Origin of the sequence: Loktanella sp. 3ANDIMAR09, from assembly GCF_001420005.1 — a bacterium.
Classification (GTDB): Bacteria; Pseudomonadota; Alphaproteobacteria; order Rhodobacterales; family Rhodobacteraceae; genus Loktanella.
This window is the reverse complement of the sequence record NZ_LJAK01000013.1, coordinates 63553-85011: the sequence shown is the minus strand read 5'-3', so window position 1 is coordinate 85011 and position 21459 is coordinate 63553. Positions and strand designations below refer to the sequence as shown.

Here is a 21459-nt window from a genome sequence, read left to right as displayed (position 1 = left end):
GAATGGTCATTCAAGTCAAAGGCACCAAGCCAAACCGCCGAAATTTTCTAAAAGCCGCCGCTGCCGCACCATTGGCCGCCGCCGCCGGAAGCCGCGCTTTCGCGCAGGACGCCGATCCGGCGATCGTCAACAAACAGCCGTGGAACCAGTATCTGGGCGACGGTGTGGACGCGCGCCCCTATGGGATGCCGTCAAAGTTCGAAGCCGACGTCGTGCGTCGCGACGTGCCGTGGCTGACGGCTGATCCTGTGTCTTCGGTGAACTTTACCCCTCTGCACGAACTGGACGGGATCATCACGCCCAATGGATTGTGCTTTGAACGTCACCACGCAGGTATCGCAGAGGTCGATCCAGCCGAACATCGCCTGATGATCAACGGTCTGGTCGACAACCCGATTGTCTTCACCATGGAAGACCTGATGCGGTTTCCCCGTGAAAACCACGTCTACTTTCTCGAATGTGCCGCGAACTCAGGGATGGAATGGGCGGGCGCACAGCTGAACGGCTGCCAGTATACCCACGGCATGATCCACAATGTCATGTATACGGGCGTGCCGCTGCGCCTGATCCTCGAAGAGGCCGGGGTCAAGACGGCGGGGACATGGATCTTGCCAGAAGGCGCTGATGCGTCGGGCATGACCCGGTCGATCCCGATGGAAAAAGCGATGGATGATTGCCTTGTCGCGTTCAAGATGAACGGCGAAGCACTGCGTCCCGAACAGGGCTATCCGGTGCGACTGGTTGTGCCCGGTTGGGAAGGCAACATGTGGGTCAAATGGCTCCGCCGGATCGAGGTCGGCGATCAGCCTTGGCATCACCGCGAAGAGACCAGCAAATACACCGACTTGTTGGAAAACGGTCAGGCCCGCCGGTTTACCTGGGAGATGGACGCAAAATCGGTCATCACCAACCCCAGCCCGCAGGCCCCGATCACGCACGGCCCCGGACCAACTGTCCTGACTGGTGTGGCCTGGTCCGGTCGCGGCACGATCCCACGCGTGGACGTGACTATTGATGGCGGCATGACCTGGCATCAGGCCCGCATGTCTGGCCCGTCGATGGATAAATCCATGCACCGTTTCTACTATGAATTCGATTGGGACGGCTCACCGCTGCTGTTGCAAAGCCGCGCGCACGACAGCACCGGCTACGTGCAGCCGACCAAGGACATGCTGCGCGAAGTGCGCGGCGAAAATTCAATCTACCACAATAATGGCATCCAGACCTGGTATGTCGCCGAAGACGGGAGCGCCGAAAATGTCGAAGTATCTTAAAATATTGGCACCCGCGCTGGGCGGGACCGCCGGGATGCTGACAATGGCCTATGTGTTGGCCGACCAGTTGGTCATCGATATGCCGGCCCCGGTCCGTGACACCTTTGCGATCGGCACGGCGCAGGCGCAGACAACGACCGAAGCCCCCGCTGATGAGGCAACGGCGCAGGCCCCTGCCACGAATGACGCATCCGTTCAGATGGCGAGTGCCGAGGAAATGGCTGCATCCACGCCCGCAGCGGGAACGAGATTTGGTCTGGGCCGCCCGGCACTCGAGGCGGAAGTAGCGGCGTGGGACATCGACATCCGTCCCGATGGGCAGGGGCTGCCCGTCGGGTCCGGCGATGTCTGGACTGGCGAAGAAGTCTATGTCGAAAACTGCGCGATGTGCCACGGTGATTTCGGTGAAGCCGTTGGCCGTTGGCCGGTGCTGGCAGGCGGCTGGAACACCCTCGAGCGCGAGGACCCCGTCAAAACGATCGGGTCATATTGGCCTTATCTGTCGACGGTCTACGACTACATCAACCGCGCCATGCCGTTTGGCAACGCGCAGTCACTTGAACCCGACGAAATCTACGCGATCACGGCCTACCTTCTGTATCTCAACAACATCGTCGAAGATGACTTTGAACTCTCGAACGAAACGTTTCTCGATGTCGAGATGCCAAATGCCGGTGGGTTCATGCCCGATGATCGGCCCGAAACGGAACTGGCGGTCTTTTCCGGCGACGTCTGCATGGAAAACTGCAAGGACAGCGTCGAAATCGTGATGCGTGCCGCGGTGCTGGATGTCACCCCGGACAGCGATGAAGCAGAGCCGACCGAAGCGGTCGCTGAAGCGGCGGCGGAGATCGCGCTGTCCGATGGCGACGTGACAGAGGCCGGGATGGCCGACGGGACTGCAGGGGCAAATGATGACATGCCAGCGCAGGTCGCCGATGCCGGCATGGCCCAAGAGACCGCCGTAGAGGACGCGGCTGTCGTGGCCGCCGCCGATCCCGAACTGATCGCGGCGGGTGAGGGTGTTTTCCGCGCCTGCAAGGCCTGTCATGCCGTCGGCGACGGGGCCGCAAACAAGTCCGGGCCGCAGCTCAACAACATCCTCGACCGGCCGATCGGCAGCGTCGAAGGCTTCCGCTATTCGCGCATCTTTGACGAGGCGCATACGGCAGGAGAGGTCTGGACGATGGAGGCCCTGACGGCGTTCCTTGCCAACCCGCGCGAGGCGATGCCCGGTACCAAGATGAGCTATCGCGGCATTCAGGATCCCGCGGATATCGATGCTGTCATTGCGTATTTGGAGGATGCGAGTGCCGAATAAGGCGATCCCACTTACGGTTCTGGCTGGTTCATTGCTGGCCGAACCCGTCCTGGCCCAGGAATCGGATGGCGAGGGGCTGTATCAGCAATGCATTGCCTGCCACCAGTTGGGACCCGACGCGGACAATCTCGTGGGCCCACATCTGAACGATTTGATCGGGCGGCAGGCGGCGGGGCTGGATGGCTACCTCTATTCGCCTGCGATGGACGCTGCGGGCGCGGACGGGTTGGTCTGGACCACGGAAACGCTCGATGCGTTTTTGACCGATCCGTCCGGCACAGTCCCGCGCACATCCATGGGATATGGCGGGATGGCGGATCCGCAGGAACGGGCGACGTTGATCGCTTTTCTGACAAGCCAGTCCGCAAATGTCGGGTTTGCCGTCGACGCCGAAATACTCGCGCTAAAGGGTGATCCGGCCTACGGCGAATATCTGTCGGGTGATTGCACCGCGTGCCACGCGCGTGACGCGGGGGAGGGCATACCTGCGATCACGGGACGTTCGCGTGACGCCTTTGTCACCGTCATGCAGGCCTACAAGCAAGGGGCCATTACCCATCCCGTCATGACCATGATGGCCAGTCGCCTCTCGAACGAAGAGATCGCTGCCTTGGCCGCCTATTTCGAGAATGCTGAGTAACCAATGCATACCAAAGGGAGAGAGAGATGACACTTAACAGACGCCTGTTTCTGGGCTCATCCATCGCGGCGGCAGGGGCCCTGGCAGCCCCCATGGTGCGCGCACAAGGCAAACCGCGGGTCGTCGTGGTCGGCGGCGGCGCAGGCGGTGCAACCGCCGCGCGCTATATCGCCAAGGACAGTGATGGCGCCATTGACGTCACGCTGATCGAACCTTCGCGGACCTACTACACGTGCTTTTTCTCGAACCTCTACATCGGCGGGCTCCGCGATCTGCAAAGCATCGCACACAGCTACGGCACGCTGGCCTCTGCATTCGGTATCAATGTCGTCCATGATTGGGTGATCGGTGTGGACCGCGATGCCAAGACGGTGGCGCTCGCGTCAGGTGGATCGTTGCCCTACGACCGTTTGATCCTGTCGCCCGGCATCGACTTTATCGACGACGCCGTTCCTGGCTGGTCGGTCGCGTCCCAGAATGCCATGCCGCACGCCTACAAGGGCGGCAGCCAGACCGAATTGCTCAAGGCCCAGGTCGAAGCGATGCCGCAGGGCGGGACGTTTGCCATGATCGCCCCGCCGAACCCGTATCGCTGTCCGCCGGGCCCGTATGAACGGGTGTCGATGGTGGCGCACAAGCTGAAAGCGGAAAACCCGACAGCCAAGATCCTGATCCTTGATCCCAAGGAAGGGTTTTCCAAGCAGGCGCTGTTTGTCGAAGGTTGGCAAAAGCATTACCCCGGCATGATCGAACGGATCGGGCCTGATTTCGGTGGCGGCAACGTCAGCGTCAACCCCGATGAAATGACGGTCGATATCGACGGCGATGTGCAAAAAGTCGATGTCTGCAACGTCATCCCCGCCCAAAAAGCAGGTCTGATCGCAGAAGCTGCGGGCCTGACAGAGGGGAACTGGGCACCGGTCAACCCGACGGATCTGTCGTCGACCATGGACGAAAACATTCACGTTCTGGGCGACGCGGCCGCACAGGGTGCCATGCCGAAATCGGGCTTTGCCGCCAACAGCCAGGCCAAGGTCTGTGCCAATGCGGTGCGCGGTGCCCTGACGGGGTCGACCGTGTTCCCGGCGCGCTTCTCGAACACCTGTTGGTCGCTGATCGATACCGACGATGGCGTCAAGGTCGGCGCGACCTACGAGGCAGGTGAGACGGAAATCGTCGCACTCGACACCTTTGTCAGTCAGACGAATGAGACGGCAGAGGTGCGCGAAGAAACCTATGACGAATCCGTTGGCTGGTATCAGGCCATCACCGAAGACATGTTCGGCCAAGCCTGACTGATCTGCCTCGGCCCAATCATGGGCCGGGGCATCCGCTTAAAACGGAAGATACATCATGCGTATCCTGAAAATATTATCGGTCGCGGCGGCTTTGCCGTTGGCGAGCGTCGCAACAGCGCAAGAGGTCGTGACGACGCCTTTCGACGGCAGTTTCGACGACGCCACATTTGCCGTTGAAAATGCCATCGTGAACAAGGGTCTTGTAATCGACTACGTCAGTCATGTGGGTGAGATGCTGAACCGCACCGGTGGTGACGTTGGCAGCGACACGATGATCTTTGACGCGGCCGAGATCTTTGTCTTTTGCTCTGCCGTGGTCAGTCGTCAGGTGATGGAAGCGGACCCGATGAATATCGTCCATTGTCCCTACGGCATCTTTGTCGCGGATCAGGGCGGTGACGTGACCATCGGGCACCGCAGCTATCCCGAGGGTCCGATGCAGGCGGTGCAGACCCTTTTGTCCGAGATCGTGACCGAGGCGACGGCTTTCTGATGGATTACGACGGCTACTTTCGATCCGAACTCGACCGTCTGCGCGATCAGGGCAACTATCGCACGTTTGCCGAACTGGAACGTCAGCGGGGCAATTTCCCGCAAGCACGCTGTCATACCGGCCCGGAGCAGGTGACCATCTGGTGTTCCAATGACTACCTTGGCATGGGGCAGCACCCCAAGGTGCTTGCCGCCATGCATGACACCCTTGATAGCACCGGCGCAGGGGCAGGGGGCACGCGCAATATTTCGGGCACCACCCACGCCCATGTGGCGCTGGAGGCCGAGCTTGCCGATCTGCACGGCAAGGCGGACGCGTTGCTGTTCACGTCTGGTTATGTGTCAAATTGGGCGGCCCTTGGCACCCTTGCCGCGCGCATTCCCGGCTGCGTGGTGCTATCGGATGCGCTGAACCATGCGTCGATGATCGAGGGCATTCGTCATTCCGGCGCGGCCAAGATGATCTGGAAGCACAATGATGTCGCTGATCTGGAACAGAAACTCGCAGCACTTCCGGCGGACACGCCAAAGCTGATTGCCTTTGAATCCGTCTATTCGATGGACGGCGACATCGCACCCATCGCCGACATCTGTGACCTTGCCGACCGCTATGGTGCCATGACCTATCTGGATGAGGTGCATGGCGTCGGGCTTTATGGTCCACGCGGCGGCGGTGTGGCCGAACGTGAAGGTCTGATGGACCGGATCACGGTGATCGAAGGCACCTTGGGCAAGGCATTCGGCGTGATGGGCGGCTATATCGCCGCCAGTGCAGAACTATGTGATTTCGTCCGGTCCTTTGCCAGCGGCTTTATCTTTACGACAGCCCTGCCACCTGCCGTCGCGGCGGGCGCCACGGCGTCCATCAAACACCTCAAGGTCAGTGGTGTGGAACGTGCCCGGCATCAGGCCAATGTCGCCGAGGTGCGGGCACGGTTGGACGCGATTGGTCTGCCGCATATCGACAACCCCAGCCATATCATCCCGGTCATGGTCGGTGATGCGAACAAGTGCAAATACATCAGCGATCTGCTGATGCACGACCACGGAATCTATATCCAGCCGATCAATTACCCGACCGTGCCAAAAGGCACAGAGCGTCTGCGGATCACACCGTCACCGGTTCACACGCCGGGCGATATTGACCGCCTTGTGGACGCGCTGGAGGATTTGTGGACACAGTGCAATCTGGCGCGGGTCAGCGTCGCCGCGCAATAACCTATGGTCGGTATGCAGCTGTCTGCTGCCAGCCATCAAACCCTGTCTGCGACACCAGCACGTTATCTGCCCCAAGGCCCGCAGCCCAAAAGCCGCCTGTGCTGACAGCGCACCGGTATTGCAGAACAGCACGACTTTTTCATTCGTCGCCAGTCGGGCCGCCTGTCCGAAAATGTCGCGCCATTCAATGTGGGTTGCGCTGGGGATCGTGGCGGTCGCGAAATCCTCGGCCCGGCGCACGTCGATGAAATGAACGTCCGCCCAGACGTCTTTGGTCAACTGCTATGGCAAGATGATACCGGCGTCATACGGGGCAAATTCCGAATAGTCCTGCAGTGCCTCTTGCAGCGCGTCTGCAGCGACCGAGACGGGACAGGCGCAAGCCAGCAACGCCGCGATGCGCCTCAAAATTCAAACTCCATCTGTTCGTAAACCCGACCAGCGTTCTTGGTTGCCAATTCCTCGAACGTATCCAGTCCAACGTAAGGCGACTGATCGACATAGTATGCACCCGCCAGATCACCGCCCGCGTCGATATGTTCCGCGATACGGGCGCGCAGATAGACAAGGTAGTCATGCGTATATCGCCGGACCTGATCCATGTTTGTGGGATGCCCGTGGCCCGGGATGACATAGGTTGCCCCCAACGGCTCGAACGCGGTTTCCCAGGTTTCGACCCAGTCGCGCGTATTCGTATCGGCAAAGATCGGCAGCATGCGTTCGTGGAAAGCAATGTCCCCAGCAATGACAAGGCCCTGATCCGGTAGCCAAACCTGCGTATCACCTGGACCGTGCGCTGGACCAAGGTGCAGGACCTCGATCGTCATATCGCCCATCTCGATGGTGCGGTTGTTGTCAAAGGTCTCTGTCGGTGGCGTCAGGACGGTTCCGTCTGCACGCTCTTTCAGCACCGTCTGATGCTGCTGAAGTGTTTGTGCGCCGTCGCGTTCAAAATGGGCGGCCGCGTCAACATGGGCGAGAATCGGCACGTCTTGCGTCGCCCAATAGGCATTGCCCAGCATGGCATGGCCCTGACCGTTCTCGTTGATCACCAGCTTGACAGGCTGGTCTGTGACCACGCGGATTTCGGCGTGCAACGCCTCTGCCAATTGATAAGACGCGCCGCCATTCACCACGATCACGCCATCGCCGGTCACAACAAAGCTGAGGTTATTGTTGTGGCCAGCGTTGTCGTAGGTGGGCGGTGCGGTGGCCCCGATTGCCGACCAGACGTTCGGGATGACCTCGACCGGTTTGGAATACAGCGGCGATGCGGGATATTGGTCTGCGATATCCTCGCTGGCAAACGCCGGCGACGCGATCAGCGCGAGTGCGAAAAACCGTTTCATGTCGGATCCTGCACGAATTCGTAACCGTCGCCTATGACATCGACCCGGCCCATGCCGCCATTTGGCAGATGAAATCCTGCGATGGCCAGATCGTCTGTCATAATCCGGTCAAACAGCCGCTGGCGGGTCGCGATCGCCAGTTTTGCATCCTGGTCCGATCCGCTGGGCCACATCGGCCTGCGAAATGCGACATGATGATTGCCGATGGCATCGCCGGTCACGAGGACGGCCTGCGTGCCCTGACGGATCTCGAAACTCATGTGTCCCGGTGTATGACCGGGACTCGAGACAGCCTGAATACCCGGCAAGATTTCTTGACCATCCTCAAAGAACTCAAACCGATCCTGCAAGACGGACATCCGGTTTTTCGCACCAACGGCAAAGGTCTGGCGCGCTGTCCCGATGGTATCCACGGTTTGCGGGTCCCACCAATAATCCCATTCCGCCCGACCCATCATGTGTGAGGCATTGGCAAAGAGTGGGTCGCCAAAATCATCCAATGTCCCCCAGATATGGTCAGGGTGTGCATGGGTGAAAACCAGATGCGTGATATCCTCTGGCGCGATCCCCATTGCTGACAGGCTATTTTGGATCGTTCCTGCGGTCGGCATGAAATCGGGCCCGGAGCCCGCATCGAACAGGACCGTTCTGGTGCCGTCTTGATAGAGGGTCAGATTGCACTCAGGTTCCAGCTGCTCGGCACCAAGGCTGAAATCCGAAAGCACCTCTGCCAGATTTTCCTGTGGCATCGCGTCAAAGACAAAACCTCTCGGGAGGATCAGATGTCCGTCACTTGCCGTCGTTAAAGTTGCCTGACCGATTTGAATCTGTGCGATCGCTGAATTCGGCCAAGCTAAGGCCGAGATCGGCATGCAGGCGGCGGCCTTTAAGATGCTGCGTCGTGTGATATTCATGATGTCCTCCCCTTCACATCAAGCTATTTGAATTTGTTCTGTCGGACAATGATCCTGTGCCAGTATGGAGCGAGGGTGAAGGAATGAGGCCATCCACGAAATTGAGAGACGTTCTCAGACAGATTTCTGAAGCCGCCTCAACAAAAACACCTACCGATATCGCCAATCAAGCTCGTGTTTGTTGATCGCCCCAGCATAATTGCCGAGTGAGGTGCCCCTGGATTTGTAGACGTTTTGCTTGGTAATTTCGGAACCAAGGAGAGACGGATATGAGTAAGGAAATACGGTTTACGGACGAGTTCAAACAGGACGCTGTCACGGCAGAGATCGGCCGTTCGACGCCTTGTAGGCCGGATCAGCGGCGACGGTGCATCAGGCTCATCAGCCGCGCCTGGCGGTCGAATGGCCCCTCCTGAACGGGCGCGCCGGTATCACCATTCATCATGCGCCGCACCATCACGGCGGCGACGCCGGCAAAGATCACGCCGCCCGCCGCTTGCCCGATCAGCACCCCAGCCGCACCGAACATCGCGCCGCCCGCCAGAACGAACGGCACGGTTCCCAGCGTATGCCGCCCCCAATTGATCCAGGTAGACCTGAAAGGATGGCCCATGTTGTTGAAGGCCGCGTTGGCGACGAAAATCACGCCGTTGAAGAAGAACGCCAGCGCCAGTGGACCGCAGAACAGCACGATCAGGTCGCGCGTCACCCCCTCGGCCCCGAACAACGCGATGATGGGCCCCCGCAGGACAAAGAGGATCGCGGTCATTGCCACGGTGAACAGCCCGCAGAAGATCAGGCCGTCGCGGTATGCTTGCCGGACCCGGTCCATGCGCCCCGCGCCGAAGTTCTGGCCGATGACCGGTCCGATGGCCCCCGAAAGGGCGAAGATGACGCCGAAGGCCACCGGTGTCATCCGGCTGACAATGGCCATGCCCGCAACCGCCGCCTCGCCGAAACCGGCCATGGCGCGGGTCACGACGGCCTGTCCCAACGGTGTGGCCAGTTGGGTCAGGATCGCGGGCCCGGCGATGGTCAGGATGGGCACGAAGGCGACCCGCATTTCTGACACTCCTGGCCGCACCAGCCCGCCGTGGTGGCGGAAAATCGGGATCAGCGCCGTGCCCGCGATCACCAGCCGCGCCGCCACGCTGGCCAGTGCCGCACCCGTGAGGTCGAGTCCCAGTCCGAAGATCAGGATCGGGTCGAGGATTGCGTTGACCAGCGCGCCCCAGACCGTCGCCATCATTGCGCGGCGTGCGTCGCCGTGCGCGCGCAGGATTGCGCCACCCACCATCCCGACGATCAGGAAGGGCAGGCTGGGCACGATGATCTGCAGGTAGCGCACTGCAAGGTCCAAAGTCTCGCCCGTGGCCCCCATGAGCGCCGCAAGCGGCACAAGGTTGAACCAGACGGCAGCCGCGAAGATGCTGCCAAAGACGACACCCCAGACAAGCGCTGCTGCGGCCTGTGCGCGGGCCAGGTCCCCGTCGCCCTGTCCCAGCGCCCGGGCCACCAGTGCGCCCGCCGCAATCGCCATGCCGATACCGAAAGATGTGGTAAAAAACAGGATCGCGCCCGCATAGCCGACCGCCGCGGCCAGTTCCGCATTCCCCAGCATCGCGATGAAGACCATGTCGATGAAGTCGACCGCGAAGACCGCCATCAGTCCCACTGACGAGGTCAGCGCCATCACCGTGATGTGGCGAAAGAGGTTGCCCTCGAGGAAAACGGCGCGGGCTTCGGTCATGGGGTCTCCGGTCATTTTTCGTGCGATCTGGTCCGGTAAGTTGCGAACGGCGGACCTCGCGGGTGATACGGTCAGACCCGCCGATGCTGCGCTGAATGGTGCAAGCGTTGCAGTCAGATGACAAGGAAAGCAAAGGGCAAGACCCCGAAAAGCCCGTAGAGCCCTATCTGCGCGCTTGGCGAGTAGGATTTACCGCGCGTGAAAAGAAAGACGCAAAGGACACCGAGGGCAGCCTCGAATGTCAGTGCCGCGGCCAGGTTCAGGTGGTACCAGTCCGTCCCGATCGGATGACTGTCGGGGCCGAACACGAAATGACCGTAGCCCGCCACGAGGTCGCCCAGCCAGTGGCCCAATGACAAAGCCATGGCGATCAGCGCGAACAGGCGCCGCCCCGAAACCACGAAGGCGATTGCCCCCGCCAGCAGCGTCCAGCCGATCTGGGGGACAAGATCGTGGCTGAACGTCATGTCGACGATGGCGTTTGACAGGCTCGGTCTTCCGCCCGTCGGCTCCATCGTTTCGATGCCGAGCCCGACGAAAGTGAACATTGCGATGTCGATCAGGAAGGCACTGACCAAGAGAAGCCACCAAGGCATGTCGGGTGCCGCGCGCTTTGCGACCAGCGTCGTCGCCGCATGCCCGAGGATCATGCCGCGTCCTGTGTGCCAAGTTGCGCCATTACCTCCGCCGTTGTCAGGATGGCGTGGGCATAGGTCGGGCCGTTGATCTCGTGGGCGGCGTGCATCGCCTCAGCCGACATGGCCGCCGTCGCATCGCGGACCAGTGTCACGTGATAGCCAAGTTCGGCGGCCTGACGCGCCGACGTTTCCACACAGGTATTGGCGATCAGTCCGATGAAGATCACATGCGTGATCCCGCGCTGGCGCAGTTGCACGTCAAGGTCGGTATTGGCAAAGCTGGACGCCCCCCAGTGTTCCTTGACGATGATGTCGCCTTCATCCGGGCCGAAGCCGTCATACCATTCGCCGCCCCAACTGCCTTCGGCAAACAACTGGTATTCATGTGCGGCGGCCTGCGAAGGTGTCAGGTGCGCCCATCCCGCGAAATCCGTGGCCTCGTGCCGGTGGTGCGGCAGGATGAAGATCGGCAGGCCCGCCCCGCGCGCTGTCGCCCTTATCCTGGCGAGGTTGTCATGAAGGCCGACCGATGTGGCGACCTCGCTCAAAGCCGACCACATCTTGCCGCCTTCGGCGAGAAAGTCATTGTAGGGGTCGATGCACAAAAGCGCGGTTGCGCCCTGGGGGTAGGTGGTCGCGGTCATTGGTCCGTCCTTTCAGGTGGGTTGAGGAAAGAAGGCTGCGCCAGATCGGAAGACGGCGCATGGTCCGGGGTGGCACCTGCGGTCGTCATGGTTCCGGGCACGGCATGCCTGCCGCCGTCCAGATCGCCATATCCTCCAGATGTGCCTGCATGTTGCCGGGTGCCGGATCGCGGCCTGCGCCGGGATCGAAGCTCCATGTGATGAAACCGATCAACTCCGCATCGTGCAGGATGTGGTCGATCAGTCCGGCCGCGTCGCGGCCGCCGTTGCGGTCGGGGTCGCGCAGTTGGGCGCAGATTTCGGCGCTCGTGCGGTCCGTCCACTGGAATGCGACCGGGGCAAGCCGCCAATCCATGCCGGTGTGCGGCGGTGCGTGCGGCACCGTATTGGGCCGCGTCGAGGTCTGGTGACAAGCATTGCAGGACAGGCCTTCGGCACCGATCCGGCTGGCGCCGGCATTGATCGCCATGCCGTGAATGCGGTCGGGGGCCGCGACCGTGCCCCACAGCGGCACGTTGTCGTCGCCCACATGGCAATTCAGGCAGCGCGGGTGGGACAGGACGGCATGGATGCTGTCCCAGGCCGCCAGTCCTTCTGCGGGCGCGATACTGCCAGCCTCCGGCAGGGCGGACAGATCAAGGGCATGCTCACCTTCGGCAAAGGTTAATGACGCGAGACCGAAACAGGCCGCAGCGATGACGGCGATGCGAATGCTGCTTGTCATGCGAATGCGACCTTCTTGCCAAGGGGAAGCTCTCGCAGGCGTTGCCCGGTCAGGGCGAAGACTGCGTTCGCGAGTGCCGGCGCGGCGGCCGGTGTGCCCGGCTCGCCGATGCCGCGGATGTGCCGCTGGTTTTCGAGGATGCGGGTGTGAATCCGCGGGGACTGATACATCCGCAACACCGGGTAGTCGTGGAAGTTGGACTGGTCCACCGCAGCACCCGTCAGGGTGATCTCCTCACCGATGGCGGCGCTGAGGCCATAGTTCACGCCCGAGATAAGCTGCGCATCGAGGTTGCGCGGGTCGAGCGCCACGCCGACATCGGCGGCGACCCAGACATCGCGCACCATGATGCCGCCGTCGGTCTGTTCGATTTCGACGATCTGGGCCGTCGGCACGCCGAAGGCCAGCGCAAAGGCCACGCCCCGCGCCCGCCCGGCTGCGGGCGCAGCCCCCCAGCCTGCCATCTCGGCCACCGCCTCGAGCACGGCGCGGCTTGGCGCGTCGGTCATGATCGCAAGGCGCATCTCGACCGGGTCGCGGTCTGCGGCAAGGGCCAGTTCGTCCATCATGCATTCGTGGAAAAAGCTGTTCTGCGACGCACCGACAGAGCGCCAGAAGCCGACCGGCAGCAGCGGCGTGGTCTTGTATCCGCTCACACGGTAGTTTTCGATCCCGTAGGGCTGATCCCATAACGCCTGGTTCAGCGTGAAATCCGACACGAAACCGGGGATTGGCGCGGGAGAGCCGCCCCGTGCGTCGATGCCGGCCATGATTGAGGGCGAAGCGGTTTCGATGTCGACGGCGACCGGCACGCCGTCGGCGACCGTTGCACGGAACCGGCCGATCGCGGCGGGGCGATAGGGGCCGCGCGACATGTCTTCTTCGCGCGAATAGGTCAGCAGGACCGGCGTGCCCTGCATCTGGACCGCGACCCGCGCCGCGATCTGGACAAAGTCCATTTCGCCGCGCCGCCCGAACGCGCCGCCCAGAAGGGTGGTGGTGATCGTCACCGCGTCCTGTGCGATGCCCGCCGCGAGGGCGGCTTCGCGCCGGGCCACGGTCGGGCCTTGCGTGCCTGCCCAGACTTGCAGTTTGCCATCCTGCATCAGCGCGGCGGCGCTCATCGGTTCCATCGTGGCATGTGCGAGGTATGGGGCGCGGTATTCCCCACTGATGACTGTGCCACCTGATAGCGCCGTTTCCACGTCGCCGTCATCGCGCTGGCGGCTGTCGCGCTGATCCGGGTTGAACGCGGCAGCGATGGCGTCAAAGTGTCCGGCGGTGTCCACGGGATAGGCGGGCGGTGCCCAGTCGCAGGTCACGGCATCAAGCGCGCGCATCGCCGTCCAAGTGTCCCGTGCCACGGCCACGACGCCGGTCCCGACATCAATCACCGCATCGACGCCCGGCATGGCAAGGGCATCGCTTGCATCGAAGCCCGCAAGCGTGCCACCCGGATGGGGGCTGCGCCGCAGCGCGCCAAAGCGCATACCGGGAAGCCTGATGTCGCTGGCATAGACCGCGCGGCCCGTCGATTTGTCGACGACGTCAAGCCGGTCCTGCGACTTGCCCAGGATGCGCCATGCGCTGCGGGGCCGCAGCGCGGGGGCATCGGCAAGGTCGGTGGCAGCGGCCTCTGCCGCCAGATCGGTATAGGGAATGTGGGTGCCGTCCGGCAGCACGACCGCACCCGCTTGCGTCGCCAACTGCGTGGCCGGGATACCTGTCCGGGCGGCAGCGGCAGCTTTGAGGGTTTCGCGGGCCACGGCCCCCGCGCGGCGCATCTTGTCGTAGGCGTCATGGGTCGACGTCGATCCGCCCGTGATCTGGTAGCTCAGGAACACCGCCGGAATGTCGCGTTGCGCGCGGGCAAACTCTGCGATGGCCCCGTTGTCGGTGGCGGGGAAGGGATAGCCTTCCTCGACCACGCCGCCGTTGAAATAGGCCGACGATGGCGGCCCGTGTTCGATCCCGATCTGGTCCAGATCCACGTCCAGCTCCTCCGCCACCAGCGCTGCCAGCGTCGTGTGGATGCCCTGACCCATCTCGGCGCGCGGGGTTATGATCGTGATGCCGTCGCCGTTGATCTTGACGTAAGGCGTCAGCGCTGCCTCACCGGGGGCAAGCCCTGCGGTCAGGGGATTTTCCAGCCTTGCGTTGTAGGCGCGGACCCCGAAAACCACGCCGCCCGCCACCGCAGCCGAAGCGACGAGGAAGCCGCGTCGCGTGTATGTTCCCAAACGGCTCATCTTACGCCTCCTTCATCGCGCTGGCGGCAGCGTGGACGGCGGCACGAATGCGGGGATAGGTCCCGCAGCGGCACAGGTTGCCTGACATCGCGGCATCGACGTCCGCATCCGTAGGCTCCGGGTTGCGGGCCAGAAGGTCGGCCGCCTGCATGATCTGGCCGGACTGGCAGTAGCCGCATTGCGCCACCTGGTGTTCGATCCAGGCCGTTTGCACTGCGTGCAGGGCGTCGGGCGCGCCCAGCCCCTCGATCGTCGTGATCTCGCCCCAGACATCCGCCAGCGCCACCTGACAGGACCGCACCGCCACGCCGTCGATATGCACGGTGCAGGCCCCGCATTGCGCGATGCCGCAGCCGTATTTGACGCCGGTGATGTTCAGGCCGTCCCGCAGCACCCACAGCAGGGGCATGTCGTCTGGCAGGTTCACGGTGTGGCTGGTGCCGTTTATCGTAAGGTTCATGACTTTCTCCGGGTGGGCTGGTGGGCAGGGCCTTTGGCTGCCGATGTTACTAGGTTAGGCGCACCAAGATGGTGCAGCGATATGCATATCCGGTCAGATGGATGCAGATCGGGTCAGCGGGTATCCCAAGGCTGGTCCGGCCAAACCGCGCGTGGCAGAGAGGCAGTGTCACCAAAGGATGCAAGCGTGGACAGATCACAGACATATTCCCTGTTCATGGCGACCGACGTGGCGTGCCGTATCCTTGGCGTCGATTCGCAACTGATGCTCAAGACCGCGGGTCTTGGCACGCTGGCTCAGGGGCAAACCGACTTGCGCGGGACGGCCCAGCAGTATTTCGACTGCTGGAACACGATGGAGGTGTTGTCGCCGCGCCCCGACTACGTGCCTCACCTTGGTGTCGCGATCTCGCGCGGGCCGGTCATTCCGGTCTTTTTCACGCTGTCCTGCGCGCCCGACATGGAAACCGGGCTGATGCGTCTGGCGCAGTTCAAATCGCTGCTTGGCCCGACGGTGATGCGGGTGTTCCGGGACGACGGATTGTTGCGATTGGAATACGACAGCGTCGATCCCCGCGTTCCCATGCCACCCAGCCTTGGTGCCCTGCAACTTGTGGTCGCGGTCGAGAACATGCGCGGTGCCACCGCCCATCCGGTCTGCGCCGTAGCCGCCGGTTTCGACGGATCCCAGGAAGACCGGCGCATGGTCGCGGGACATCTTGGCGTCATGCCGGAGCGGTCGCATGCGGCCTATGTGACCTTCTCGCCCGAGGATGCCAGGCGCCCGTTCATTTCCGAAAACCCGGCGCTGTGGGCCGATATCGAGGCCGACCTGAAGCTTCAGCTGGTCGCGCAAAATGATCGATGGCCCGTGGTGGACCGGGTGCGGGGCGCGTTGGTCGATCTGATGCCCGCAGGGCGCACGGGTGCCGAGGATGTGGCCCTCGCGCTCGACATCAGCCGCAGCACCTTGCAACGACGTTTGCGCGCCGAAGGCACGTCGTATCAGGACGTGCTGGATGCCACGCGGCGCGACATCGCGATCCGGTATCTGACCAAGACGACCCTGCGCGCCGATGCGATCGCCAAGGTCCTCGGCTACCGTGACGCCAACAGCTTTTCGCGCAGCTTCCGGCGGTGGACGGGACAAGCGCCCCTCGTCTTTCGAGAGGCATTGATGCGACAGAGGGGAAAGGCCGGCTAGATGTCGGGGGAAGTGTGGCGCAGGGTCTCCAACTGGGGTTTGCCCCGGGGTATGGTAGCCAGAGGCACGCCTGCCTGAAAAGTTGCAGCGGCATCTCATCAGGGCGCCCCCATCACAATTCCGACCGCAAGCGCCGGAATAGCAGCAAAGCTCGGAACCCAGACCAAGGTGCGCATAACCGGTATGCCAAAATAGAAGACAGGCACATAGACCAACCGGGACAGAATTGTGACAAGTGCCGCGCCCCACGTCCAACTGTTCGAAATATCAAGGCTGACAGCCAAAAGCGCGAGCGGCAAATACATGACCGCCCCCTCCTTGAGATTGCCCAAGGCCTTGTCGATCCGTGCGCCAGCAGGGCCAAGGCCCGGCTGCGTGGTTTCACGATTGGAGAACCCGAAGGCCAAACCTGCCGTGAGCGCGGCATAGCTTGCTTGCACCGCAACGGCACCAAAGATCAGAATGGCATAAATGACGATACTCAGGGCTTCGAGTGTCATCGGTGTAGTCCTCCGCAGTTTGTTTCTGTTTCGTCGATGAAGGTTCGTTTACGTTCCAAGAGTGATGCGATTTCGAGAGTGACGTCAGTCATGGGTGCATTCTCAAGACTTGGGGGCAACAAAGGGATAGGTGCCATGCAGCGTTGCGTCCTGCACCGCGCCCACTGTGAAGGCACCGAGATCGGCAAAGGTGATGGCGGCGAAGCTGGGCGTCCGGCTGGCGACCAGCGGGGTGCCGCGCGGCTTGTCCACGATCTTGCCGGGGCGGGTGACGATGGTGTCGAATGAAACATCGCGATGTGCTGCGATGAATGTTGTGACAGCCGTGTTATCCCGCAACATTTCGGTCGCACCCGTAAAATAGGCAGCCACGGGCGCAAGCAGCTTGAGGATCAGGGGATTGGACCCGTCGGGTTCAGGCGCAAAGAAAACCGATTGGAACAGGAAGGTTCTGACTGATGCCTCTGCATTGAGGATAGGCCAAAGCCGCGCGATGAAGCGCGTCATCATGCCCTTGTCGTAGCCTTTGCCGTAGGTTCCGCCCGCGCAGCAGATCACATGGGTGGCGCCGCTGACCGTTTCCTGCAGGGCCGCGACATTGTCGAAATCGCCTGCGATAACCGTCAGCCCTTCTGCCGCGATGCGCAGCTTGCTAGGGTCGCGCACCAAGGCCCGAACTGCATGACCTTGCGCAAGGGCATGGTTCAGGACATGCCGTCCGGTCTGGCCGGTCGCGCCGAACACTGCGATTGTTACGTCTGCTTGCGGTTCAGTGGTCATGAGAAAATCTTTCGGGCAGAGGGTATCGGTTAGACGCGTGACAGGGGCGCATGGGTATCAGCCCCGCCCCGTGAATGCGGCGATGACGTCGCGGCGGAACAACAGCCCCAGTGCCGCGATCTGGGCCGTCATGAACAGGCCGATCCCCAGATAGACCGTGGTGGCCGAGGCCATTTCGGCCGGCATCGGGCTGATCACCTGGGTGATCAGGCCTTGCGAATAATCGAAGGCCCCGACGGCGTTATAGGCGACAAGCACGCCCCAGATCGCCGCACTACGCCGGGTCCAGAACAGATAAAGCATCACGGGCAGGGCAAAGCCGATGATCGTGTCGCTCAGCCAGGGGCCAAACCAGCCATCGGGTGCGGGGCCGCCGAACATTTCCAGCTGCGGCAGGAATAGGATCGTTTGGGCGCGAAAGATCGTGACCCCCATCAGCACGGCGATGGCCCATCGGATGCGCGGTGTCATAAGAACTCCTGTGGCATCGGTCATGGCCTATTGAACCGGCGTGAAATCTGCGGACGCGCCGAAGACGACGAAGACCTGGCAGACCTCTGGCCCCAGACAATCCTCCGCATGGGGCACGCCGCCGGGCTGGAACCAGTAGGCGCCTGGCAGCAGATCTGGCCCCCGGTCCGGCTCGGACAGTTGCCAATGCTGCATCCGGCCCTTGACGACCATCGCCCAATAGCCGTGCGTGTGGGTATGCGGCAGCACGGCGTAGGTGGCCGGGTCAAGCAGCGATGTCATCGCCGTGGGCTCCCCGGTCCCGACGCCGCCAAAAAGTGCAACACTGCGAACGCCAGGGGCCGGGAATGGGGCGAAAGCGACCTGATCGGCCGGAACACGGACCTGTGCGTCGGGTTCCTGCGCCTGTTGTGCCAGGGCTGGCAGGCCAAACGTCGACATCAGAACGACGGCGGTAACTGCAAGCGACAGAAGGTGGGTTTTATCGTGTTGCATCGTTGGCAGCCTTTTTCAGGTTGGGGCAAATCAGTTTGAATGGGCGGGTCCGACGGCCATGGCGCGCAGCGCATAGACGGGAATGGCAAAGGTGATCAGAACCCGCGGGATGTGACCCAGCAGCCAGACCGCGCGGATCGTTGCCGCGTTTTCCTCTGTCACCGGGCCGACCACAGCGATGGCTTTGTAGAAATCCAGCGCATCGCCGACAGGCGACCCGACCGCCGCCGCCAGCCGCACGTTAAGCGGCATGTGGAACAGGACCGTGATCAGCGACAGGACAAGATACAGCCATAGCGCAATCCGCCAGTTGCGCCGTGCCTCCGGCATATCGCGGTCCAGTCGCGCCGAAAGGAACAAGCCCACCAGCATGGCCAGGAACAGCGGCATGATCGTGTAGAGAAAAGTGCTGAACTGCGGAAAGAACTGAGCGACGAAATCGGTCGCAGGCAAGCCCAGCCAGAAAGCCCCCATCGACAGCCCGATGAATGCATTGGCCCCGAAGAACGCAGCAGAGGTGACGACGGCCAGCGCGTTGACACGGTCGCGATAAGGATCGGATGGCATTGCGCTGGCTCCTCCATGTGCAGAACATGCCGCAACCGGACCCGAGGACCCCGGCATGTGGCGTGTCTTGCAGAAAGGTTAAGCCCGGTCGCGGCCCGGATTCCACAAGATAGGACTTGCCGATTGTTCCATCGACTTGCAGATCGGCTCAGCCTCATTGCGGCGAATGCAGAAAAAAGGTCTGGTGCGAGGCAAGGCAAAGCTCTCTGGAAAGGCCGCCGTCATGCAGACGTCACCGCATAACCCGATCTACACCTCTGCGGTCCTGTCGGGTCCGATCTGCAGGATGCTTGGCGTCGATTGGAGCGAGGCTTTGATCCGCGCGGGGATCGTCGCAACCGAACGCAATGACCACGCATTTCTGGTTTCGGCCGACGAATACCTGCGCCTCTGGTCGGCGCTGATTGACCTGTCCGGCGCGCAGGATGTCTCGAAACTGCTGGGGCTTCGGATGGCGGGCGGTCCCGCGATTCCGGTTCTTTTTGCACTTTCCACAGCCCCTGACTTTGAGACGGGCGTCACGCGCATGGCCGCGTTCAAGAGCCTGTTCGGGCCGATGCAGTTCATCCTGTCGCGCAGTGCGACCGCGTTCACCGTCCGCGTCGCGCCGGATGTTGCTACCGCACCGCTGCCTGCATCGTTCAGCAGCCCCCAGATCATCTATCTGCACGCACAGGCCAATGCGCTGGCGCGCCATGCGATCCGCCCGCTGCGGGTATGCCTGCCGCTGCCGCAGGACGAACGCGCGCGTCTGGAAGACACCTTCGGCCTGATCCCTGAACATGGTGACGCTGCGCTCACTTATTCCCGCGCCGATGCGGACACACCTTTCATTTCGGACAACCCCGAGCTTTGGCGGGCCACCGAGGCGGACCTTCAGGCCCAGGCGATGATCCAGTCCAAGGGTCTGCCCCTGTCGGACCGGGTCCGGGCGACCATGCTCGAGGCGTTTTCAATCACCGAACCGACCATCGCCCATGTCTGCGGGCGCCTGAAACTCAGCCGAAGCACACTTCTGCGCCGTCTGGGTGACGAAGGCGTCACGTTCCAGTCCCTGCTGGACGAGACGCGAAAGGACCTGGCGATCCGCTATCTGGTCAAGAGCAACCTCAACAACCAGCAGATCGCGCACCTGGTCGGATATCGCGATCCGACTGCCTTCCAGCGCGCTTTCCGGAAATGGACAGGCGTGACTCCTCAGGCGCTGCGCGAAAATCAAACTTGAGGAAGCTGGAAGCGTCTCAAAAGATCGCCGGTCTATCAAGGTGTCCAGGCGGTCTGACTTCGCGTAGCGCGAAGGTCTGCTTCGCTGAAGCCGCGCCGCAGCGATGAACCGGGCGGCGAACGGCGGCATTGGGCCGATGGTGGCGAGCACTTTCATCGTCGGATCGTAGCGTGAGCAATATCTTGTAAACAGTGTCCAAATCGCCCTCCCGAAACCAAAATAATACAGAAATATCTGAACGTTAGCAGCTGCCTCGGGATGGCAAATTGCGTGCGGGCTGTAGGTTCTATTGTGACCTCCGACCAACGCGCCAATACCCCGCAGCCAAAACAGCACGCACGGCTAAAAGGGGCCAAGACATGACGGCCCCCACAATATCCACCGTCGCAGCGGGTCATCATTGGACCTGTGTTCTGTGCGGCCATCGCCCGGTTGCGAACCGGGCCCAATGGCCGAAAGACGCATCGCGCGGTGGCCCCGTCTTATCCGTAAACGAGACCACCATCGACGATCAGGTTCTGACCCGTCACCGCGCGCGACCATGGACTTGCGAAAAACAAAACCGCATCCGCAACCTCTGCCGGTGTCGTCACCGACCCCAATGCCGTGCTTTGCGCAATCAGGTCGAAAACCGCTTCCGGTGTGGCAGAACTCGCATCTGTCTGACGCAGCAATCCACCCGAAACCATGTTCGCGGTGATGCCGAATTCCCCCAATTCGCGGCCAAAACTGCGCGTCAGACCCAACAACGAACCCTTTGACATGATATAGGCGTGATAAGGCACCACCGGGTTTTGAAGAAGGTTTGAACCGATCGTGATGATCCGACCAAAACTCGCTGTCTTCATGGCTGGTATCGTTGCCTGAACCACATGCAGCGCACCCCGTACGGCGGTGTCGTGCTGTGCCGTGATGTGCGCCGGAGCAAGGGTGGTCAGATCCTCCCGCGCATCGCCGTTAAAGCTGAAATCAGCCAGCGCGTTGTGCACGACCGTCGTGATCGGGCCAAACCGGGCGGTGGCAATATCGACCATCCGGGCGACTGCATCAGCGTCTGTCACATCGGCCTGCAATGCGACGGCGCGCTCGCCCAGCCTGTCTGCCAATGCCTCGGCCGCCGTGCGGCTGTTGCGATAGTTGATGATGACCTGTGCGCCCTCGCGGGCAAAGGCCGTGGCGATCGCGGCCCCCAGGCCGCGTCCTGCGCCCGTCACGAGAACGGTTTGTGCGTTGATGGCTGTGGTCAT

General features: G+C 62.0%; 23 protein-coding genes. 8 read left to right on the top strand and 15 right to left on the bottom strand.

Annotation, left to right across the window (positions count from 1 at the left end; genetic code table 11):
* Nucleotides 1-2: 2 nt before the first annotated feature.
* Genes soxC through hemA form a run of 6 tightly spaced genes read left to right on the top strand, consistent with a single transcriptional unit; the run spans nucleotide 3 to nucleotide 6243 of the window.
* Nucleotides 3-1274 carry a sulfite dehydrogenase gene (soxC, locus tag AN189_RS15875; protein ID WP_083484456.1) on the top strand — a complete coding sequence of 424 codons (1272 nt, stop codon included), beginning with the start codon at nucleotides 3-5 and terminating at the stop codon, nucleotides 1272-1274.
* Nucleotides 1258-2595, top strand: a complete 1338-nt coding sequence (locus AN189_RS15870; protein WP_083484455.1) for a c-type cytochrome — start codon at nucleotides 1258-1260, stop codon at nucleotides 2593-2595. The genes soxC and AN189_RS15870 overlap by 17 nt, the downstream gene beginning before the upstream one ends.
* On the top strand, nucleotides 2585-3235 hold the full coding sequence (locus AN189_RS15865; protein ID WP_253279652.1) for a c-type cytochrome: 651 nt from the start codon (nucleotides 2585-2587) through the stop codon (nucleotides 3233-3235). The genes AN189_RS15870 and AN189_RS15865 overlap by 11 nt, the downstream gene beginning before the upstream one ends.
* A gap of 26 nt (nucleotides 3236-3261) precedes the next feature.
* Nucleotides 3262-4530 (top strand): NAD(P)/FAD-dependent oxidoreductase, encoded by a 1269-nt coding sequence (locus AN189_RS15860; protein WP_056038077.1) that lies wholly within the window; start codon nucleotides 3262-3264, stop codon nucleotides 4528-4530.
* 58 nt (nucleotides 4531-4588) lie between these two features.
* Nucleotides 4589-5026, top strand: a complete 438-nt coding sequence (locus AN189_RS15855; RefSeq protein WP_172794929.1) for a DUF302 domain-containing protein — start codon at nucleotides 4589-4591, stop codon at nucleotides 5024-5026.
* Nucleotides 5026-6243: a 5-aminolevulinate synthase gene (gene hemA / locus AN189_RS15850; protein WP_056038076.1), complete on the top strand. Its 1218-nt coding sequence runs from the start codon at nucleotides 5026-5028 to the stop codon at nucleotides 6241-6243. The genes AN189_RS15855 and hemA overlap by 1 nt, the downstream gene beginning before the upstream one ends.
* Here hemA and AN189_RS19745 read toward each other — a convergent pair.
* The 9 genes from AN189_RS19745 to AN189_RS15810 form a co-directional block, all read right to left on the bottom strand.
* Nucleotides 6142-6522, bottom strand: coding sequence for a rhodanese-like domain-containing protein (locus AN189_RS19745; protein WP_083484453.1), 381 nt, complete (start codon nucleotides 6520-6522; stop codon nucleotides 6142-6144). The two genes, hemA and AN189_RS19745, sit on opposite strands and share 102 nt — an antisense overlap.
* A gap of 125 nt (nucleotides 6523-6647) precedes the next feature.
* Entirely contained in the window at nucleotides 6648-7592 is a 945-nt protein-coding gene (locus AN189_RS15845) for an MBL fold metallo-hydrolase (protein WP_056038073.1), read from the bottom strand.
* Entirely contained in the window at nucleotides 7589-8341 is a 753-nt protein-coding gene (locus AN189_RS15840) for an MBL fold metallo-hydrolase (protein ID WP_367379452.1), read from the bottom strand. Before AN189_RS15840 ends, AN189_RS15845 begins: the two co-directional genes overlap by 4 nt.
* Nucleotides 8342-8861: 520 nt before the next feature.
* Nucleotides 8862-10256 carry an MATE family efflux transporter gene (locus tag AN189_RS15835; protein WP_056038067.1) on the bottom strand — a complete coding sequence of 465 codons (1395 nt, stop codon included), beginning with the start codon at nucleotides 10254-10256 and terminating at the stop codon, nucleotides 8862-8864.
* A 113-nt stretch (nucleotides 10257-10369) separates the two neighbouring features.
* The gene (locus AN189_RS15830) at nucleotides 10370-10906 is read right to left on the bottom strand and encodes a hypothetical protein (RefSeq protein ID WP_056038064.1); all 537 of its coding nucleotides are present in this window, start codon (nucleotides 10904-10906) and stop codon (nucleotides 10370-10372) included.
* Complete coding sequence (locus AN189_RS15825; protein WP_056038063.1) at nucleotides 10903-11538, bottom strand: isochorismatase family cysteine hydrolase; 636 nt, start codon at nucleotides 11536-11538, stop codon at nucleotides 10903-10905. Before AN189_RS15825 ends, AN189_RS15830 begins: the two co-directional genes overlap by 4 nt.
* Nucleotides 11539-11623: 85 nt before the next feature.
* The gene (locus tag AN189_RS15820; RefSeq protein ID WP_056038060.1) at nucleotides 11624-12262 is read right to left on the bottom strand and encodes a hypothetical protein; all 639 of its coding nucleotides are present in this window, start codon (nucleotides 12260-12262) and stop codon (nucleotides 11624-11626) included.
* A complete protein-coding gene (locus tag AN189_RS15815; RefSeq protein WP_056038057.1) occupies nucleotides 12259-14511 on the bottom strand; it encodes a xanthine dehydrogenase family protein molybdopterin-binding subunit in 2253 nt (750 codons plus the stop codon). Before AN189_RS15815 ends, AN189_RS15820 begins: the two co-directional genes overlap by 4 nt.
* Nucleotide 14512: 1 nt before the next feature.
* Entirely contained in the window at nucleotides 14513-14971 is a 459-nt protein-coding gene (locus AN189_RS15810; protein WP_056038054.1) for a (2Fe-2S)-binding protein, read from the bottom strand.
* Nucleotides 14972-15157: 186 nt separating this feature from the next.
* Between AN189_RS15810 and AN189_RS15805 the strand changes: the two genes are divergently transcribed.
* Nucleotides 15158-16174, top strand: coding sequence for an AraC family transcriptional regulator (locus tag AN189_RS15805; RefSeq protein ID WP_056038052.1), 1017 nt, complete (start codon nucleotides 15158-15160; stop codon nucleotides 16172-16174).
* 98 nt (nucleotides 16175-16272) lie between these two features.
* Here the strand turns inward: AN189_RS15805 and AN189_RS15800 are convergent, their stop codons facing one another.
* The 5 genes from AN189_RS15800 to AN189_RS15780 all read right to left on the bottom strand — a co-directional run bounded on the left by AN189_RS15800 (nucleotide 16273) and on the right by AN189_RS15780 (nucleotide 18987).
* Nucleotides 16273-16674: an MAPEG family protein gene (locus AN189_RS15800; RefSeq protein ID WP_056038049.1), complete on the bottom strand. Its 402-nt coding sequence runs from the start codon at nucleotides 16672-16674 to the stop codon at nucleotides 16273-16275.
* Between the two features lie 102 nt (nucleotides 16675-16776).
* Nucleotides 16777-17454, bottom strand: coding sequence for an NAD(P)-dependent oxidoreductase (locus tag AN189_RS15795; RefSeq protein WP_056038046.1), 678 nt, complete (start codon nucleotides 17452-17454; stop codon nucleotides 16777-16779).
* Nucleotides 17455-17511: 57 nt separating this feature from the next.
* Nucleotides 17512-17925, bottom strand: a complete 414-nt coding sequence (locus AN189_RS15790) for a hypothetical protein (RefSeq protein ID WP_056038168.1) — start codon at nucleotides 17923-17925, stop codon at nucleotides 17512-17514.
* A 27-nt stretch (nucleotides 17926-17952) separates the two neighbouring features.
* Nucleotides 17953-18420 carry a hypothetical protein gene (locus AN189_RS15785; protein WP_056038043.1) on the bottom strand — a complete coding sequence of 156 codons (468 nt, stop codon included), beginning with the start codon at nucleotides 18418-18420 and terminating at the stop codon, nucleotides 17953-17955.
* Between the two features lie 30 nt (nucleotides 18421-18450).
* On the bottom strand, nucleotides 18451-18987 hold the full coding sequence (locus AN189_RS15780; RefSeq protein ID WP_056038040.1) for a hypothetical protein: 537 nt from the start codon (nucleotides 18985-18987) through the stop codon (nucleotides 18451-18453).
* Between the two features lie 223 nt (nucleotides 18988-19210).
* Between AN189_RS15780 and AN189_RS15775 the strand changes: the two genes are divergently transcribed.
* Entirely contained in the window at nucleotides 19211-20212 is a 1002-nt protein-coding gene (locus AN189_RS15775) for an AraC family transcriptional regulator (protein WP_056038165.1), read from the top strand.
* A 482-nt stretch (nucleotides 20213-20694) separates the two neighbouring features.
* Here the strand turns inward: AN189_RS15775 and AN189_RS15770 are convergent, their stop codons facing one another.
* Complete coding sequence (locus tag AN189_RS15770) at nucleotides 20695-21459, bottom strand: 3-oxoacyl-ACP reductase (protein WP_056038037.1); 765 nt, start codon at nucleotides 21457-21459, stop codon at nucleotides 20695-20697.

What these genes read in the sequence shown, in the direction of transcription:
- soxC (WP_083484456.1), top strand. Translation starts at nt 3, where the DNA reads ATGGTCATTCAAGTCAAAGGCACCAAGCCAAACCGCCGAAATTTTCTA.
- AN189_RS15870 (WP_083484455.1), top strand. Translation starts at nt 1,258, where the DNA reads ATGTCGAAGTATCTTAAAATATTGGCACCCGCGCTGGGCGGGACCGCC.
- AN189_RS15860 (WP_056038077.1), top strand. Translation starts at nt 3,262, where the DNA reads ATGACACTTAACAGACGCCTGTTTCTGGGCTCATCCATCGCGGCGGCA.
- AN189_RS15855 (WP_172794929.1), top strand. Translation starts at nt 4,589, where the DNA reads ATGCGTATCCTGAAAATATTATCGGTCGCGGCGGCTTTGCCGTTGGCG.
- hemA (WP_056038076.1), top strand. Translation starts at nt 5,026, where the DNA reads ATGGATTACGACGGCTACTTTCGATCCGAACTCGACCGTCTGCGCGAT.
- AN189_RS15845 (WP_056038073.1), bottom strand. Translation starts at nt 7,592, where the DNA reads ATGAAACGGTTTTTCGCACTCGCGCTGATCGCGTCGCCGGCGTTTGCC.
- AN189_RS15840 (WP_367379452.1), bottom strand. Translation starts at nt 8,341, where the DNA reads ATGCCACAGGAAAATCTGGCAGAGGTGCTTTCGGATTTCAGCCTTGGT.
- AN189_RS15835 (WP_056038067.1), bottom strand. Translation starts at nt 10,256, where the DNA reads ATGACCGAAGCCCGCGCCGTTTTCCTCGAGGGCAACCTCTTTCGCCAC.
- AN189_RS15830 (WP_056038064.1), bottom strand. Translation starts at nt 10,906, where the DNA reads ATGATCCTCGGGCATGCGGCGACGACGCTGGTCGCAAAGCGCGCGGCA.
- AN189_RS15825 (WP_056038063.1), bottom strand. Translation starts at nt 11,538, where the DNA reads ATGACCGCGACCACCTACCCCCAGGGCGCAACCGCGCTTTTGTGCATC.
- AN189_RS15820 (WP_056038060.1), bottom strand. Translation starts at nt 12,262, where the DNA reads ATGACAAGCAGCATTCGCATCGCCGTCATCGCTGCGGCCTGTTTCGGT.
- AN189_RS15815 (WP_056038057.1), bottom strand. Translation starts at nt 14,511, where the DNA reads ATGAGCCGTTTGGGAACATACACGCGACGCGGCTTCCTCGTCGCTTCG.
- AN189_RS15810 (WP_056038054.1), bottom strand. Translation starts at nt 14,971, where the DNA reads ATGAACCTTACGATAAACGGCACCAGCCACACCGTGAACCTGCCAGAC.
- AN189_RS15800 (WP_056038049.1), bottom strand. Translation starts at nt 16,674, where the DNA reads ATGACACTCGAAGCCCTGAGTATCGTCATTTATGCCATTCTGATCTTT.
- AN189_RS15795 (WP_056038046.1), bottom strand. Translation starts at nt 17,454, where the DNA reads ATGACCACTGAACCGCAAGCAGACGTAACAATCGCAGTGTTCGGCGCG.
- AN189_RS15790 (WP_056038168.1), bottom strand. Translation starts at nt 17,925, where the DNA reads ATGACACCGCGCATCCGATGGGCCATCGCCGTGCTGATGGGGGTCACG.
- AN189_RS15785 (WP_056038043.1), bottom strand. Translation starts at nt 18,420, where the DNA reads ATGCAACACGATAAAACCCACCTTCTGTCGCTTGCAGTTACCGCCGTC.
- AN189_RS15780 (WP_056038040.1), bottom strand. Translation starts at nt 18,987, where the DNA reads ATGCCATCCGATCCTTATCGCGACCGTGTCAACGCGCTGGCCGTCGTC.
- AN189_RS15775 (WP_056038165.1), top strand. Translation starts at nt 19,211, where the DNA reads ATGCAGACGTCACCGCATAACCCGATCTACACCTCTGCGGTCCTGTCG.
- AN189_RS15770 (WP_056038037.1), bottom strand. Translation starts at nt 21,459, where the DNA reads ATGACCACAGCCATCAACGCACAAACCGTTCTCGTGACGGGCGCAGGA.